The organism is Mesorhizobium sp. WSM4310 (assembly GCF_007003935.1).
Taxonomy (GTDB): Bacteria; Pseudomonadota; Alphaproteobacteria; order Rhizobiales; family Rhizobiaceae; genus Mesorhizobium.
This window is the reverse complement of record NZ_VFTA01000006.1, coordinates 80,362-95,063: the sequence shown is the minus strand read 5'-3', so window position 1 is coordinate 95,063 and position 14,702 is coordinate 80,362. Positions and strand designations below refer to the sequence as shown.

General features: G+C 64.4%; 14 protein-coding genes and 1 pseudogene. 10 read left to right on the top strand and 5 right to left on the bottom strand.

All coding sequences use genetic code 11. The features are described from left to right. The first annotated feature begins 129 nt into the window (after nucleotides 1-129). Nucleotides 130-1,995, top strand: coding sequence for a hypothetical protein (locus FJV80_RS09365; RefSeq protein WP_142876197.1), 1,866 nt, complete (start codon nucleotides 130-132; stop codon nucleotides 1,993-1,995). Here the strand turns inward: FJV80_RS09365 and FJV80_RS09360 are convergent. From FJV80_RS09360 to FJV80_RS09345, 4 genes are all read right to left on the bottom strand, one after another. Then, nucleotides 1,980-2,687, bottom strand: a complete 708-nt coding sequence (locus FJV80_RS09360) for an SDR family NAD(P)-dependent oxidoreductase (RefSeq protein ID WP_095771609.1) — start codon at nucleotides 2,685-2,687, stop codon at nucleotides 1,980-1,982. The genes FJV80_RS09365 and FJV80_RS09360 overlap by 16 nt on opposite strands. A 239-nt stretch (nucleotides 2,688-2,926) precedes the next feature. Next, nucleotides 2,927-4,507: a 5-guanidino-2-oxopentanoate decarboxylase gene (locus FJV80_RS09355; RefSeq protein WP_142876196.1), complete on the bottom strand. Its 1,581-nt coding sequence runs from the start codon at nucleotides 4,505-4,507 to the stop codon at nucleotides 2,927-2,929. Then, nucleotides 4,504-5,151, bottom strand: a complete 648-nt coding sequence (locus FJV80_RS09350) for a TetR family transcriptional regulator C-terminal domain-containing protein (RefSeq protein ID WP_185975168.1) — start codon at nucleotides 5,149-5,151, stop codon at nucleotides 4,504-4,506. The genes FJV80_RS09355 and FJV80_RS09350 overlap by 4 nt, the downstream gene beginning before the upstream one ends. Next, on the bottom strand, nucleotides 5,148-6,020 hold the full coding sequence (locus FJV80_RS09345) for a dimethylarginine dimethylaminohydrolase family protein (protein WP_095771607.1): 873 nt from the start codon (nucleotides 6,018-6,020) through the stop codon (nucleotides 5,148-5,150). The genes FJV80_RS09350 and FJV80_RS09345 overlap by 4 nt, the downstream gene beginning before the upstream one ends. Nucleotides 6,021-6,234: 214 nt before the next feature. Here FJV80_RS09345 and FJV80_RS09340 point away from each other — a divergent pair, with 214 nt between their 5' ends. The 8 genes and pseudogenes from FJV80_RS09340 to FJV80_RS09305 all read left to right on the top strand — a co-directional run bounded on the left by FJV80_RS09340 (nucleotide 6,235) and on the right by FJV80_RS09305 (nucleotide 12,528). Further along, nucleotides 6,235-7,050, top strand: coding sequence for an ABC transporter ATP-binding protein (locus FJV80_RS09340; RefSeq protein ID WP_142876194.1), 816 nt, complete (start codon nucleotides 6,235-6,237; stop codon nucleotides 7,048-7,050). A gap of 54 nt (nucleotides 7,051-7,104) precedes the next feature. Then, a complete protein-coding gene (locus FJV80_RS09335; protein ID WP_019862782.1) occupies nucleotides 7,105-7,902 on the top strand; it encodes a transporter substrate-binding domain-containing protein in 798 nt (265 codons plus the stop codon). 205 nt (nucleotides 7,903-8,107) lie between these two features. After that, the gene (locus FJV80_RS09330) at nucleotides 8,108-8,773 is read left to right on the top strand and encodes an ABC transporter permease (protein WP_019862781.1); all 666 of its coding nucleotides are present in this window, start codon (nucleotides 8,108-8,110) and stop codon (nucleotides 8,771-8,773) included. Next, complete coding sequence (locus FJV80_RS09325) at nucleotides 8,773-9,582, top strand: ABC transporter permease (RefSeq protein WP_142876193.1); 810 nt, start codon at nucleotides 8,773-8,775, stop codon at nucleotides 9,580-9,582. Before FJV80_RS09330 ends, FJV80_RS09325 begins: the two co-directional genes overlap by 1 nt. Nucleotides 9,583-9,673: 91 nt before the next feature. Further along, entirely contained in the window at nucleotides 9,674-10,675 is a 1,002-nt protein-coding gene (locus FJV80_RS09320; RefSeq protein ID WP_095771605.1) for an Ldh family oxidoreductase, read from the top strand. 239 nt (nucleotides 10,676-10,914) lie between these two features. Then, on the top strand, nucleotides 10,915-11,196 hold the full coding sequence (locus tag FJV80_RS09315; RefSeq protein ID WP_095771604.1) for a hypothetical protein: 282 nt from the start codon (nucleotides 10,915-10,917) through the stop codon (nucleotides 11,194-11,196). 87 nt (nucleotides 11,197-11,283) lie between these two features. Further along, nucleotides 11,284-11,440, top strand: a pseudogene (locus FJV80_RS34970) (DoxX family protein); the annotation flags it as partial. Nucleotides 11,441-11,550: 110 nt separating this feature from the next. After that, a complete protein-coding gene (locus FJV80_RS09305; RefSeq protein WP_095771937.1) occupies nucleotides 11,551-12,528 on the top strand; it encodes a complex I NDUFA9 subunit family protein in 978 nt (325 codons plus the stop codon). 27 nt (nucleotides 12,529-12,555) lie between these two features. Here the strand turns inward: FJV80_RS09305 and FJV80_RS09300 are convergent, their stop codons facing one another. Continuing rightward, nucleotides 12,556-13,923, bottom strand: coding sequence for a cytochrome P450 (locus tag FJV80_RS09300; RefSeq protein WP_142876192.1), 1,368 nt, complete (start codon nucleotides 13,921-13,923; stop codon nucleotides 12,556-12,558). A gap of 200 nt (nucleotides 13,924-14,123) precedes the next feature. Between FJV80_RS09300 and FJV80_RS09295 the strand changes: the two genes are divergently transcribed. Next, nucleotides 14,124-14,693 (top strand): NADPH-dependent FMN reductase, encoded by a 570-nt coding sequence (locus tag FJV80_RS09295; protein ID WP_142876191.1) that lies wholly within the window; start codon nucleotides 14,124-14,126, stop codon nucleotides 14,691-14,693. Nucleotides 14,694-14,702: the final 9 nt, after the last annotated feature.

Genomic DNA, 14,702 nt, shown 5'->3' with positions numbered 1-14,702 from the left:
GTCAGCCATAGCCAGCACGCCTCGCGTGCGGCCTTACAAAAAGACCCGCCGGAGCGATCCGGCGGGTCTTTTCTTTACGGGAACATAAACTTCATCGCGTATTTGCCGGTGGTCCAACGGAACACTTCCATGAGCACTGGCGCCATTCGTGCCGCTGCGCAGCCTTCGGGTTTGCTGCGCCTTTACACCAGCATGCCTGTCCTGTTCTGCTTTTGCGCAATGGCGATCCTGATGACCGCTCTGTGGTGCCTGGGCTTCCAGCTCAACAATGACGCGGACGATCTCCTCAAGCTGCACGAAATCCGCACTTTGCTTGAAACGGGCAACATCTTCGACCGCACGCTGCCCGGTATCGTCCAGCCAGAGCCTTATGTCTCACACTGGCCGTGGATCGTGGACCTGCCCTACGCCGCCTTCGCGCGCCTGTTCGCGCCGTTTGCCGGCTTCGAGCCGGCTCTGACGCTGGCAAGCTTTGCCGTCCCGCTGCTGCTGCTGGCGCCCGCGCTCTATTTCTACAATAGGCTGGTGACAGCCATCGGCTTTGCCTACCCGGCCGTGGCATTGCCGTTGGCCTTGATCTTTGCCGCGCGCAGCTTTTTCGAATTCGCCCCGGGACGGATCGACTATCACAATCTGCAAATCCTGCTTCTGCTGGCGGCGCTGGTTTTGATGATGTCGCAGAACCGCTTTTCGGCCTTCGTCAACGGGCTGCTGACCGCCCTGGCAATCGCCGTCAGCGCCGAATTCGCGCCGTTCTACGCGCTGGTGATGGCGGTCTATGCCTTCGACTGGATCTTCGACCGCGAGGGCGGTGAAAGCAGGATCGTCGGTTTCGGGCTTGCCTTGACCGTCGGCGCAATCGCCCTGTTCGCGGCGATCGTGCCACCCTCTGCCTATACCGCGGTCAGATGCGACACCTATTCGACGCCGCATGTCACGGCACTGGTCGCGGCCGGGCTTTCATTCGCCGTCGTGCCTTTGCTTGCCGGCCGGCGTGGAGGGTGGCCGATGCGCTCGGCAATTCTACTGGTGTTCGCGGCGGCCAGCGCTGCGGTGCTGGCGGTGTTGTTCCCGCAATGCCTGGCCAGCCCCTATGCTTCGATCGACGCCTATGTCCGCGACAATATGATCAACAGAATTCTCCAGGAATTGAGCCTGTTTCGGCGCCCCGATGTCGTCCTGTCGACAGGTTTTCTCAGCATGGCGCTGCTGTTTATCGGCGCGCTTGCGCCAGCCGTGATCTGCGCCAGGCCGGAAGGCCGAAGCCGGCCTCTCGTCATATTGGCGCTGTTCGCGCTGGTCTCGCTGGCGCTTGCGATCGGTTATGTCCGCTACTACCGCTACCTTCCGATCTTTTCCGGCATCGGCCTCATCTTCGCCCTGGCGAGCCTCCTGCCGAATGCGGGCTTGGGTCGCTATCTGAAATCTCCGGTGCCGGCGGCATCGCACGGATACGCACTGATCCTGCCCGGTCTCGTTTTGTCCGGAGCAATGGTGCTGTACCATTTGTCGGTAAAACCGGCACACGCGGCGGTTCCCGCCGCGGAACTTGCCGACGGCTGCTATTCCAGCCCTTTTGAACCGGAACAGGGTTGGCCGTCCGGCGCAATCGTTCTTTCTCCACCGCTGATCGGCTCGCGTTTCGTCGCCCTTGCCGAAGGTCCCAAGGTGGTGACGATCCCCAACCATCCATCGGCCAAGGGCATCGAGCGCAGCTATCGTTTTCTGGATCCGGCGACCGCCGACCCACGCGCGATACTCGATGCCTCCAAGGCAACGCATGTGGCGATTTGCGCCTGGCGAGGCCCGCCATTGCCGGGACTGGAAGCCGCCTATCCATTCGCGGCGGGCCTGATTGAAGGCCGGCCGCCGGCATGGTTGCGGGAGTGCCCGACGAAAGCTTCATCGCCGTTGCGGATCTACAGCTATCGCAATGCCGATGGATCGGATGCCGCGTGCCCGACTTCGACGCTCGCCGCTCAGGCCCGGCCGTAGAGCGGCACCAGCGTTCCACTCATCGCCTGGTTGGCCGGCGAGGCGAGATAGGCGATGGCTTCGGCCGCCGCCTCGAGGCTGACCCATTTGCTGAAATCGGCATCCGGCATGTCGGCGCGGTTTGCCGGCGTATCGAGCGTCGACGGCGCCACGGCATTGACCAGGATGCCCTTGGCCTTGAGTTCTTCGGCCATCGCCACCGTCATGGCCGCGACCGCCGCCTTGCTGGCGGTGTAGGCGACCATGCCGGCGCCGCGCCTGGGGTCGAGCCCGGCGCGCGCGGAGACATTGACGATGCGGCCTGATGTGCCCGATGCCAGCATCGAGCGGATCGCCGCGCGGCTGCACAGGAAGGTGGTGCGGGCGTTGGTGTCCATCATCTCGGCAAAGGATGCCGATTCGATCTTTTCCACCGGCGCCATGGTGAAGCCGCCGGCGAGATGGATCGATCCCCACAAGGCAGGAACCTGGGCATAGAAGGCTTCGACCTTGGCGGAGTCCGACAGGTCGACATTGTGCGCCAGCTTGACGTTGTCGTGGGCGGTGAAAGGAAATTGCTGGGGTGCTGCGGCGTGCGCGTTCGGCACGTGGCAGATAGCGCCCTGTTCCAGCAGCCGGCCAACCACCGCACCGCCGAGCGCGCCGGTCCCACCGGTCACAACGATATGCCTGCCTTGAAGTGTTTCCGTCATCCTGGACCGCTCCTGTCGTATTTTTATGATTGTGTCGCTTGTTGTGCCGCCCCGACGCGAAGCGTCGCGCCTTTCGGGCGATCACTCAATTGATATCTCGACATGGCAGCCGTCGCGTCTTTGCATGCGTCACAACGCATATTATGGCAATGGCATCAGTCATGCGGCCGTTGCGGTACAACAGGCGAGCCGACGAATGGTCCGATGCAGACGAGAAAATCAACGCTGGGCTGAAGCCTTCAATCGACGGTGATTTCGATGACGCAAGGCAATCCGGTTGCCCGGGCGCGCTTCAAGGCCTGCGGCAAGGCGCCGATATTGGCGAGTCGTTCGGCGCCGATGCCATAGGCTTCGGCCAGCTTGCAGAAATCCGGCGGCGCCGGCGAGACCCCGACGGGCTCGACGCCGACATCGAGCATCGAGGTCTCGATCTCGCGATAGCCCCTGTTGTTCCAGACCACGAATATGACCGGCGCCTTTGCATCGAGCGCCGCGCCAAGTTCGGGTAAGGTGAACTGGAAGCCGCCATCGCCGGTCAGGCAGACAACCGGCGCGTCGGGCACGGCAAGTGCGGCGCCGATCGCCGCCGGCGGGCCGTAGCCAAGCGCGCCGAAGCCGGTGGCGGCGTTGAACCAGCCGCCCGGCCGGTCGTGATCATAGCAGAGGTTGGCGGCGTAGACCGGCTGCGTCGAATCGCCAACGATGATGGCCCCCGGCAAGGCATCGCGGATCATTTCCACGGCATGCACCTGCGCCAAATAGGCCGGGCTCAGCTCGGCGGATGCCGCCCTCCGTGCGGCGGCGGCGCGCACCTCGCCGTCCGGCGCGGCAGGGTGAGCGGAACCGATCGCGGCAAGCAAGGCTTCGATCGCCTCGGCGCAATCGGCCTGGATGCCGACCGTCACCGCGCGACGTGCGAGCTGGTCGGCGCCGATGTCGATGCGAATCAGGTTGGAAGGCAGCACAAAGCCGCCGTCGCCATAGCCGTCATAGTCGGTCGGGCCGAATTCGGTGCCGGCGGCAATCACCAGATCGGCCTCGGCCATCAGGGCGCGAACCGCTTTCAGGCTTGGGCTTGCCGGCACGCAGAGCGGGTGGCGGTGCAGCAGGCCACGCGCGTTGGTGGTCTCGACGACCGGCGCGCCCAGTGTCTCGGCCAGGCGCCGCAGCGCCGTCTCGGCTCGCTTGGCGCCGCCACCGGCCAGGATCAGCGGGCGGCGCGCTGCGGCGATGAGTTTGGCAGCTCTGGCAATGGCCGCGCCATCCGGCGCCGGAGGCGCTGCGTTGCTCAACAGTGCCGCGATATCGTCGGCCGGCTCGACCATGACATCGGTCGGGATCTCGATGTGCACCGGGCCCGGCCGCGAGGATGAAAACAGCGCGAAGGCCTGTGCCAGCGCGTCAGGCAATTCGCTGGCCCCGGTGACGCGCCGCGACAGCAACGCCACCTTTTCCATCATGCCGCGCTGGTCCGGCAGCTCATGCAGGAAGCCCAGCCCCTTGCCCAGCGTCGGCATTGCGTTGACGCCCGATATGACCAGCATCGGCACCGAATCGGCGCGCGCCTGGCCCATGGCGGTGATGGTGTTGGTCAGCCCCGGCCCGGTGATGACGAAGGCGACGCCTGGCCTGCCGCTGGCGCGGGCATAGCCGTCGGCCATGAAGCCGGCACCCTGTTCATGGCGCGGCGTGACGTGGCGGATCTTCGAGCGCGCAAGGCCACGGTAGAGCTCGACGGTGTGGACGCCCGGAATGCCGAAGACGATATCGACGCCATGCGCTTCGAGCAGCGTGATCAGGGCTTCGCCGAGTGTTGTCATTGATTGTCTTCCCTTTCCGGCGCGAGGCCCAGTTCGGCCTCTACAGTCTTGATGCCAATCGCCGCCAATTCGCCGGGCGAGAACATGTCGCCGGCCAGGCAGCCTTCGATCCAGAGCCCGTCGATGATGGCATTGATCGCGATGGCATGGTGGCGCAACTGGCTTGCATCCAGTTCGCGCCGTTCGGCGGCAAGAACCTCGGCCACAACGGCTTCCACCTCGTTGCGAAAGCCGAGGTAGCCTTCGCGGTGGGCGCGAGCCAGGCTTGGATCCGCACCGGCGCGGCCGATGAAGGTTGCCCAGAGTGAAAACACCCGCGCGTCGATGATCGGCACGTTGAGGTTGGCGGTGACGAAAGCGGCAAGGCGCTGGCGCGGCGAGGCATCTTCCATGACCAACGCCGCTTTCGCCTGCTCGGTCATGCGGCCCATGAGGGCGGCATAGGCTTCCTGCAGCAGTTCTTCCTTGCCGGGGAAATAGTGCCGGATCAGGCCGGCGGTGACGCCGGCGCGCAATGCGATGGTGCGCAAGGTGGCGCCCTGCAGGCCATGTTCCGCCACGCTGTCCAGAGTTGCCTCGATCAGATCCTGCCGCCGCCGCTCCTCGCCCTCGCGACGGAACCTGCGGCGGGATGGCGTATTCATTGGCGCAGGATTGGCCGCGTCAGGCATGTCGGCCCGCCTTCGCAGGCGATGCAGAGCGCATCCGCCTCGAAGATCTCGACCGTGCAGCCGGCGGCTTCCATCGCGGCTTTGGTCTTTGGAAAGCCCGCGACGGCAATGACCTTGAGCGGGTTGGTCGGCAGCACGTTCAGGCTGAGGCCGTTGGAAGCCGCGAACTCTTCTGCATCGCCTTCGACCAGACGGATGCCGCGCGCCTTCAGCATCTGATAGAAAGGGGCCGGCAAAAGCGGTGAATAGACCAAAGCGAGGTCGTCGGCCAGCGGGCTGATCACAGACATCAGATGCAGGCAGGCCTCTTCGCCCTGCCACAACGGAAGGTCAAAGCCGTAGACGGAAACGCCCAGCGGCGTCAGCAGGTTGGAGATCTGCTGGATGCCTTCCTGGTTGGAACGGACACCGCGTCCAATCACCAGCGTGCGCGCATCGAGCCAGACACAGTCACCGCCTTCGACCTGGCCTGGGGCCTCGACGCGGCCAAGGATCGGAATGCCCAGCCTTCTGTAGGTCTCCTCGTGCAGCGAGGGCTCCCGGGCGCGCAACGGCTTGCCCATGGACAGAATCAGTGCGCCGCGGTCGGTCATCAGCGATGGGTCGTGCGTGAACACCGAGTCCGAAAGTCCATCGGCCTGGTCCTCGATCCATTCGATTTCGGCGCCCGAGGCCGCCACCAGTTCGGCAAGCGCCGCGTGCTGCGATGCTGCTTTCGCCGGATTGAATCCTGGGCCATAGTGCCAGGCAGCCCTGTCGGCGTCGCGCATTGCGTTGGCCGCCGACCGCATCAGCACGCGTCGCAGCGGCGCTGCCATGGATTGTGATCCGAAAGCGCTCATCGAAGCCCTTTTTTTGCTGAAAAAAACCGAGAAAATTTCATGGAGGGCTATTTATACACTTGCACAACAAGCTCGCAAGTGCCGTAATGAGCGGGATTGACGGGCTCGCGCCGTTGGGTCCATGCTGAAGTCTGGAGCGGGGCAGTACAGCGTATATGTTGATTAGCCGGATAGACGTTCGACGAACTGCCGACGACGATGCAGAGGTCAGCCGGTGAGCGCTGTGGAAGCTGCCGCAGTCTCATCCGGCAAGGCGCAGAGTGGCGCCGCCGAAGCCATCCATGTCGAAAACCTGCACAAGAAATTCGGCCAGTTGCATGTGCTGAAGGGCGTGTCGCTCTCGGCGCGCGACGGCGAGGTGATCGCCATCATCGGCGGCTCGGGTTCGGGCAAATCGACGCTGCTGCGCTGCATCAACTGCCTGGAAAATCCGACCAGCGGCATCATCCGCGTCAATGGCGAGGAGATCAAGCTCAAGGCGGACAGCCATGGCCACACCGTTCCGGCCGACCGCAAGCAGATTGAGCGCATCCGCTCCAAGCTCGGCATGGTGTTCCAGAACTTCAACCTGTGGAGCCACATGACGCTGATCGAAAACGTCATCGAGGTTCCCGTGCACGTGCTCGGCCTCAAGCGCGACGAGGCGATCGCCCAGGCCGAAAAACTGCTGGCGCGCGTCGGACTTGCCGAAAAGCGCGACGTCTATCCGGCCTATCTTTCTGGCGGGCAGCAGCAGCGCGCCGCGATCGCCCGCGCGCTCGCCATCAATCCGCGCGTCATGCTGTTCGACGAGCCGACCTCGGCGCTCGACCCCGAACTGGTCGGCGAGGTGCTGAAGGTTATCGGCGATCTGGCGCGCGAAGGCCGCACCATGGTGCTGGTCACCCATGAGATGAAATTCGCCCGCGAGGTCGCGACCCATGTCGTCTATCTCTACAACGGGCTGGTCGAGGAAGAAGGGCCGCCGGAGCAGATCTTCGGCGCGCCGAAATCCGAAAGGCTCAAGCAGTTCATCCGCAACATCGGCTAGGGACAGGCCGGGACGGACGAAAACCGGGAACCAACAACAAACTGGGAGTTTGAAATGAAGACTGTTCTGAAGACATTCGCCGCGGCGCTGCTGCTCGGCGTCGCCGCCATGGGTGTGGCCAAGGCCGATCCGGTCAAGATCGGCGTCGCCGCCGAGCCCTATCCGCCCTTCACCTCACCGGATGCTTCGGGCAAATGGGTCGGCTGGGAGATCGACTTCATCGATGCCGTGTGCGCCGAGGAGAAACTCGACTGCGTCATCACGCCTGTCGCCTGGGACGGCATCATCCCGGCGCTGACCACCAAGAAGATCGACCTCATCGTCTCCTCGATGTCGATCACCGACGAGCGCAAGAAGACGATCGACTTCTCGGACAAGTACTACAACACGCCGACGGCGATCATCGGACCGAAGGACCAGAAGTTCGGCGCCACGCCTGACGACCTGAAGGGCAAGGTGGTCGGCGTCCAGGTGTCGACCGTCCACGCCGTCTACGCCAAGAAGCATTTCGGCGCGACCGCCTCTGAAATCAAGGAATACCAGACCCAGGACGAAGCCAACCAGGATCTCGCCGCCGGCCGCCTCGATGCGGTGCAGGCCGATTCCATCGCGCTTGGCGAATTCCTGAAGTCCGACCAGGGCAAAGCCTGCTGCGACCTCAAGGGCATGGTGGCTCCGGACGACGAGGTGCTCGGGCCGGGCGTCGGCGCCGGCGTGCGCAAGGAAGACACCGACCTGAAGGAAAAGATCAACGCCGGCATCAAGGCGATCCGCTCCAACGGCAAGTATGACGAGATCTCGAAGAAATATTTCGATTTCGACATTTACGGCGGCTCGACGCAGTCGAACTGACGCCCCGCGCATGAGCCGGAGGGCATGACGCCATAGTCGTGCCCTCCCGCCTATCCTTCCCACGCATGCCTGCCGCCGGCCGCTGGCGTCGGCGGAAAGAGCCAGCAATCCGGGGGCAAAGCTGATCGACGCGTTTCTTCCGGCCTCGGCGGCCGGTATCATCGAACTTCTCTCGCCCGCGCCCATCGGCTGGGGCGGCACACTCATGCTCGGGCTGTTGCATTCGCTCGAGATTGCCGTCGGCGCCACGATCGTCGGCCTGCTCATCGGTATCTGTGGCGCCTATGGCAAACTCTATGGCGGACCTGTCGTGCGCGACCTGCTCGCGGTCTACACCACCGTGGTGCGCGCCGTGCCGGAACTGGTGCTGATCCTGCTGCTCTACTATGCCGGCACCGACCTGATTAACCAGGTGCTGACCGCTATCGGTTACCAGCGTGTCGATATTAGCGGGCTGGTGGCAGGCATAGCCGTGCTCGGCTTCTGCCAGGGCGCCTATTCGACGGAGGTCATGCGCGGCGCGATCCTGGCCATCCCGCAAGGCCAGATCGAAGCCGCCCGCGCCTTCGGCATGTCTCCCGGCCTTCTCTTGCGGCGCATCACGCTGCCGGCGATGCTGCCCTTTGCCATTCCAGGTCTCGCCAATCTGTGGCTGATCGCGACGAAGGACACCGCGCTGCTGGCCGTCGTCGGCTTCTTCGAGTTGACGCTGGCGACACGGCAGGCGGCAGGCGTCACCAAGGCTTATCTGATATTCTATCTCGCCGCCGGCGTTCTCTATCTCGCGGTGACGCTGTTTTCGAACTTCCTGCTTGGCCGCGCCGAGAAATGGGCGCGGCGGGGCATGCCTTCGGTCAAGGAGGCACGCTGATGGCGGGCGAAGCGGCCATCATCAACACGGCGGCGCGCGCCTCGCTCTGGCTGCAGCCGCATCGCATCGTCCTCATCCTGATCGCGCTGGGGCTGGTGCTGTCGGCCGCCTATTTCATGCGCTGGAACTGGCTGCCGCAATATTGGGAAATGGGCCTGATGGGCATCTGGCGGGCCCTGTGGATCCTGGCCGTCACCTGCGCGCTCGGCTTCCTGATCGCAGTGCCGGTCGGGCTGGCACAGGCCGCCGGCCCAATCTGGGTCGCGGCGCCGGCGAAAGTCTTCTGCACCATCATCCGCGGCACGCCGCTGCTTCTGCAGCTGTGGCTGCTCTATTACGGGCTGGGCTCGCTGTTCCCGCAATATCCATGGATCCGCGACTCCTGGATGTGGCCCTATCTGAGGCAGGCATGGCCGTACGGCGTTCTGGCTCTCACGCTGTCCTTCGCCGGTTACGAGGGCGAAGTGATGCGCGGCGCCTTTGCCGGCGTGCCCAAGGGGCAGCTGGAAGCCGCCCGCGCCTTCGGCATGAGCCGCTGGAAGATCCTCCGGCGCATCTGGCTGCCGCAGGCCTTCTACCGGGCGCTGCCGACGCTGACCGGCGAGACCGTGCTGCAGTTGAAGTCGACGCCGCTGGTGGCGACAATCAGCGTGATCGATATCTTCGCCGTCGCCGGCAAGGTGCGGCAGGACACCTACCTTACTTATGAACCCTTGCTGCTGCTGGCGTTGATCTATATGGCGATCACCGGCATTCTGGTCCTTGCCCTCAGCCGGATCGAGGCGCGGATTCCGGTCAAGGTCGGTTAGTGAGGAGCGAGTAGCGAATAGTGAGTAGAAGCGGCTCGCTTCATGCCCTATTCACTACTCCCTACCCACTACTCCCTTAGAGGCAGCTACTATGCAACTCAGTCTCGACCAGGCAAGAGGACTGTGCCGGATGGCGGCACTCGGCGCCGGCGCCAATGAGGAGGCGGCGCAGTCGCTCACCGCCTCGATCATCGCCGCCGAGGCGGAAGGGCTTTCGACCGTCGGCCTGTCGCATTTCATCGATTATCTCGAAGCGCTGGAGGCCGGGCGCATCGACGGCAATGCCGATCCGGTGATCACAAGGCCGGCGCTGGCCGTCTATCTCTCCGATGCACGCGGCGGACTGGCGCATACCGGCTTCGACCGGACGATCGACGATCTTGCCAAGGCGGCAAAGCTGTTCGGCGTCGCCATCTTCTCGCAGAAGAACGCCTATACGTGCGGCGCGCTCGGCTACTTTACCGGCAGGCTGGCTGCGCAGGGGCTGGTGTCTTTCGCCGCGACCAACGGCCCGGCGGTTCTTGCCGGCTCGGGCTCGGTCAAGCCGGTCTATTGCACCAACCCGATGTCGTTTGCCGCGCCCGCCGCCGACGGCGCGCCGCTGGTCATCGACCAGTCGTCGAGCGCCACTGCCTTCGTCAACATCCGCAAGGCGGCCGAAGACGGCAAGAAAATCCCCGAAGGCTGGGCGCTGGACGCCAGCGGCAACCCGACCACCGACCCGGCGGCGGCCATGAAGGGCGCCATGCTTGCCTTTGGCGGCCAGCGCGGCGCCAACATCGCGCTGATGGTCGAAGTGCTGGCTGCCGGCCTGTCGGGCGCCAACTGGTCGCTCGACGCGCCGTGGTTCACCGGCGGCCCGGATAGCCCCGGAACCGGCCTGTTCGTGCTGGCCGTCGAGCCCAAGCTGCTCGATCCGGATTTCGAACAGCGCATGAAGGACCAGCTCGACCGCCTGCGCCGCCGCTTCGGCGTGCATGTTCCGGGCCGCGCCCGGGCTGAAACCGCCGAGAAGGCGCAGGCGCGCGGCATCACCGCGCCCAAGGCGGTGGTGCAGCGGATTTCCGAATTCGCCGAGCGCTATTCGGCCTGAATAATCCATCATTTCAGACAGTTACCTGAAGGCTGTCGGCGCGGGGCGCGCGGCGGTGCGATTTTTTTTGCGCGCCGCTGAACCTTTTTGCCCGTTGCGACCACCCAGCTTTGTCCAGGGCAAGGCGAGCTTGCCCGATCCACACCGAGGGAAACAGCAAACGAAAGCAAAAGCCTGCTTCATGCGGAGGGAAGTCCTTCGCACCTCGGAACCTCAACCGACATCAAAGGAAAATTGTCATGACCAACACCAAGATCACGATGCTCACCGCCGTCCTTCTTCTCGGTTCGTTCATGGGCGCAACCCAGGCGGCCACGTTGAAGGCTGCTCCGGCCAAGCCGTCCACCCCCGGCGTCATCACCGCCCCGAGCGGTGGCGCCACCGAGGACCATTATTGCAAGAACGGCCACGCCAAATTTGCCAATTGCAGCGCCGATTTCATCGCGGCCTGCAAGAAGGTCGGTGGCACTATGTCGGATGTTCAGGGCTGGGGTGGGCGTACTTGCTTCACGCCCTCCTGATACCGTCTCAGGTCAGGCCGCTCCGTCGGCCCCTGGCTTCGCATGGATGTCATCCGGAAAACCCCGCTTCGGCGGGGTTTTCTGCGTTTCGTGCTGCTGGTGACCGCCTGGTTCCACTGGTGATCATGGGCCACGGTTGTCGGGTGCCGAAAAGTCCCCTTTGTAGGCCGCGATCCTGTTGTTCCTCGCCATTCGCGGCGGCAAACGCCACTCGGTCGAGGCCCGCATCGGCAAGGCACTCTGACGAGCTTTCAAGAGGGGTGACGCGACGACGCGTCACCCTTTGCCTTTGGCGCAAAACCGACTATGAAACGGCTTCAGCCAAGCCATCTGGAAAGTGCGCCGGAGCCAGCCATGACCGAAATCCTGCAGACCCCAAAGCTCGTCGTCGTCTTTGGCGGGTCTGGCTTTGTCGGCCGCCATGTCGTGCGCGCGCTGGCCAAGCGCGGCTATCGAATCCGGGTTGCCTGCCGGCGGCCCGATCTTGCCGGCCATTTGCAGCCGCTCGGCAATGTCGGTCAGATCCAGCCGGTGCAGGCCAATGTGCGCGTGCGCTGGTCAGTCGACCGCGCCGTGCAAGGAGCCGACCATGTCGTCAATCTCGTCGCCATCCTGCATGAGACCGGCCGGCAGAAATTCCCCGCTGTGCACGAATTCGGCTCCCGCGCGGTCGCCGAGGCGGCGCGTTCGGTCGGTGCCGGGCTGACCCATATTTCAGCGCTTGGCGCAGATGCGGACTCCGAATCGGATTACGCGCGCACCAAGGCACTTGGCGAGAAGGCCGTGCTCGAGACGATCAACGACGCCGTGATCTTCCGGCCGTCGATCAATTTCGGACCGGAAGACAGCTTCTTTAACCGCTTTGCCAGCATGGCGCGCTATTCGCCGGTGCTGCCACTGATCGGCGGCGGCCAGACCAAGTTCCAGCCGGTCTATGTCGGCGACGTCGCCGAAGCGGTGGCGCGCTCGGTCGACGGCAAGATCAATCGCGGCCAGATCTACGAACTCGGCGGCCCCAACGTGCTCACCTTCAAGGAGTGCATGGAAGAGCTGCTGACCGTGATCGAGCGCAAGCGCCTGCTGGTGCCGGTGCCGTGGTGGGTGGCCAACATCCAGGCCTCGATCCTCGGCCTGTTGCCCAATCCGATGCTGACCAAGGACCAGGTGATGCAGCTGCGCGAGCACAACATCGTCTCGGAAGCCGCCGCCAAGGCCAACAGGACACTCGCCGGGCTCGGCATCCAGCCGCAATCGATCGGGACGATCCTGCCCAGCTACCTCTGGCGCTTCCGCGCCGCCGGCCAGTTCCAGCAGCGCAAGCCCGCGGCTTGATTCACCGCAACCGCCTGAAAGGCACGCCTAGCGCGGCGTGACCTGCATAGGTAGCCCACCTTGCGGTTGGGTCGTCAGCTTCTGCACCGGCCAAGGCCTGGTCTCGGCAGTGGTGTCGAAGCGGAAGCGCGACAAGAGGATGGCGAGCGCGATGATCGCCTCCTGCATGGCGAAGCTGGCACCGATGCAGACGCGCGGCCCCGCACCGAAGGGCAGATACTGGAAGCGATCGATCTTTTCACGGTTGCCCGGGTGGAAGCGCTCGGGCAGGAAGGCATCGGGCCTGTCCCACAGCTTCCTGTGGCGGTGGACGACCCAGGGCATGACCAGCACGGCCGCGTGCTTGGGGATATAAAGATCCTTCCACATCTCCGGCTCGATCGGCTCGCGGTTGATCGAGGGCGCCGGCGGATAGAGCCGGAGCGCCTCGTCGAAGGCGGCGCGGGTCAACGGCATGGCGTCGAGCCACTTCGTCGGATCGGGTTCGCGCGCCAGCACCTCATCGATCTCCTGCTCGACCCGGTTGCGTTCCCATGGCGATTCGGCGAGGCAGTAAAGCGTCCAGCCCAACGCCCGCGCGGTGGTCTCATGACCGGCGCCGATGAAGGTGATGATGTTGTCCTCGACCTCCGAGCGCGTCAGCCCGTCGGGACCTTCGGCCTTGAGCAACAGCGTCAGGAAATCCTGCGGCACCGCGTCGGGATCGCGCCTGAATTTCTCCTCGCGCATCTTGACCGTATCGGTCACGATCTTGCGGAAATAGGCCATGGTCTTGCGGCCGCGAATGCGGGTCAGACGCGGCAGCCAGTCGGGGGCGCGCAACAGATCGAGCGGATCGACACGGCCCATGGTCTCGAACAGCCGGTCGATCTCGTTGGCGAAACTGCCCGGCTCGCCCGCGATCTCGCCGGAAAACAGCGTCTCGGCCAGGATATCATAGGTGAGCAATGTCATGTCGTGGGCGATGTCGGATGTGCCGCCCGCCTCGTAGCGGGTGACGAACTCCTTGGTGCGTTTCAGCATGGGCTGGGCAAAGCCGAAGATATGGCGCGGCGTGAACACCGGCGCCATCGCCTTGCGCGACCGTTTCCACACTTCGCCCTCGGCGGTCAGCAGGCCATCGCGCAGGATTGGCCGCAGGATCTTCTGGCGCACCGTCGCCATCTTGTAGTTCTTGGCGTTGTCGACCAGCACATGGCGGATGAGGCCGGGATCGTTGGCGACGATCAGATGGCCACCGACGCCATTGGCGGAAATCCACGGCTCGTTGTAGGTCGGCTCGCCCCAGAGTTCGAGCGGATTGCGATAGACGATGCGGATCATCTCCAGCGTCGAAGGCGGCGAGGTGCGCGGCTTCGGCGCAGGAGGAACGAAGGGGGCGGGCTGAATGTCCATGAAGTGCTCCGCTGCTCACATCAATGTAGTGGTTGGCGATCCCGACGTCCATGTGACCGGACGGCAGGCAATTCGCGGCGCCCGGCAAACGCTCCGTTCATCCGATCGTGACCGCCCGCTCCGGCATCCCGCCTTGTCCGCCGGCACGCTCTGCCGTAGTGACAGTCACCAACAGATACCGCCTGACAAAGGAGCCCGCCTTGAAGCACCAGTTGAGCATCATCATCGGCAGCACGCGGCCCGGCCGCGCCGGCCCGATTTTTGCCGAGTGGCTGGAGACATTCGCGCGCCAGCACGGGAAATTCGAGCCGGTGCTGACCGACATCGCCGCGTTCCACCTGCCGGTGCTGGACGAGCCGCACCATCCAAGGCTTGGCAATTATCAGAACGACCACACCAAGGCCTGGTCGAAGGCGATCGACGCCGCGGACGCCTTCGTGTTCGTGGCGCCGGAGTATAATTATTTCGCAGCGCCCGCGATCGTCAACGCGATCGACTACCTGCTGCGCGAATGGAAGTACAAGCCGGCCGCCATTTTCAGCTATGGCGGCGTGTCCGGCGGCCTGCGCGCTGCGCAGGCGCTGAAGCCGCTTTTGACGTCGGTGGGGATCATGCCGATCCCGGAAGGCGTCGCGCTGCCGATGTATCAGAAGCTGCTCGACGAGAACGGCGCCTTCAGCGCCAGCGAACAGGTGACCGGCGGCGCCAGGACCATGCTGGACGAGCTGTCGCGCTGGAGCGAAGCGCTGAAGCCGCTGCGCGCTGCCTGAAAGGGCCGG

What these genes read in the sequence shown, in the direction of transcription:
- FJV80_RS09365 (WP_142876197.1), top strand. Translation starts at nt 130, where the DNA reads ATGAGCACTGGCGCCATTCGTGCCGCTGCGCAGCCTTCGGGTTTGCTG.
- FJV80_RS09360 (WP_095771609.1), bottom strand. Translation starts at nt 2,687, where the DNA reads ATGACGGAAACACTTCAAGGCAGGCATATCGTTGTGACCGGTGGGACC.
- FJV80_RS09355 (WP_142876196.1), bottom strand. Translation starts at nt 4,507, where the DNA reads ATGACAACACTCGGCGAAGCCCTGATCACGCTGCTCGAAGCGCATGGC.
- FJV80_RS09350 (WP_185975168.1), bottom strand. Translation starts at nt 5,151, where the DNA reads ATGAATACGCCATCCCGCCGCAGGTTCCGTCGCGAGGGCGAGGAGCGG.
- FJV80_RS09345 (WP_095771607.1), bottom strand. Translation starts at nt 6,020, where the DNA reads ATGAGCGCTTTCGGATCACAATCCATGGCAGCGCCGCTGCGACGCGTG.
- FJV80_RS09335 (WP_019862782.1), top strand. Translation starts at nt 7,105, where the DNA reads ATGAAGACTGTTCTGAAGACATTCGCCGCGGCGCTGCTGCTCGGCGTC.
- FJV80_RS09330 (WP_019862781.1), top strand. Translation starts at nt 8,108, where the DNA reads ATGCTCGGGCTGTTGCATTCGCTCGAGATTGCCGTCGGCGCCACGATC.
- FJV80_RS09325 (WP_142876193.1), top strand. Translation starts at nt 8,773, where the DNA reads ATGGCGGGCGAAGCGGCCATCATCAACACGGCGGCGCGCGCCTCGCTC.
- FJV80_RS09320 (WP_095771605.1), top strand. Translation starts at nt 9,674, where the DNA reads ATGCAACTCAGTCTCGACCAGGCAAGAGGACTGTGCCGGATGGCGGCA.
- FJV80_RS09315 (WP_095771604.1), top strand. Translation starts at nt 10,915, where the DNA reads ATGACCAACACCAAGATCACGATGCTCACCGCCGTCCTTCTTCTCGGT.
- FJV80_RS09305 (WP_095771937.1), top strand. Translation starts at nt 11,551, where the DNA reads ATGACCGAAATCCTGCAGACCCCAAAGCTCGTCGTCGTCTTTGGCGGG.
- FJV80_RS09300 (WP_142876192.1), bottom strand. Translation starts at nt 13,923, where the DNA reads ATGGACATTCAGCCCGCCCCCTTCGTTCCTCCTGCGCCGAAGCCGCGC.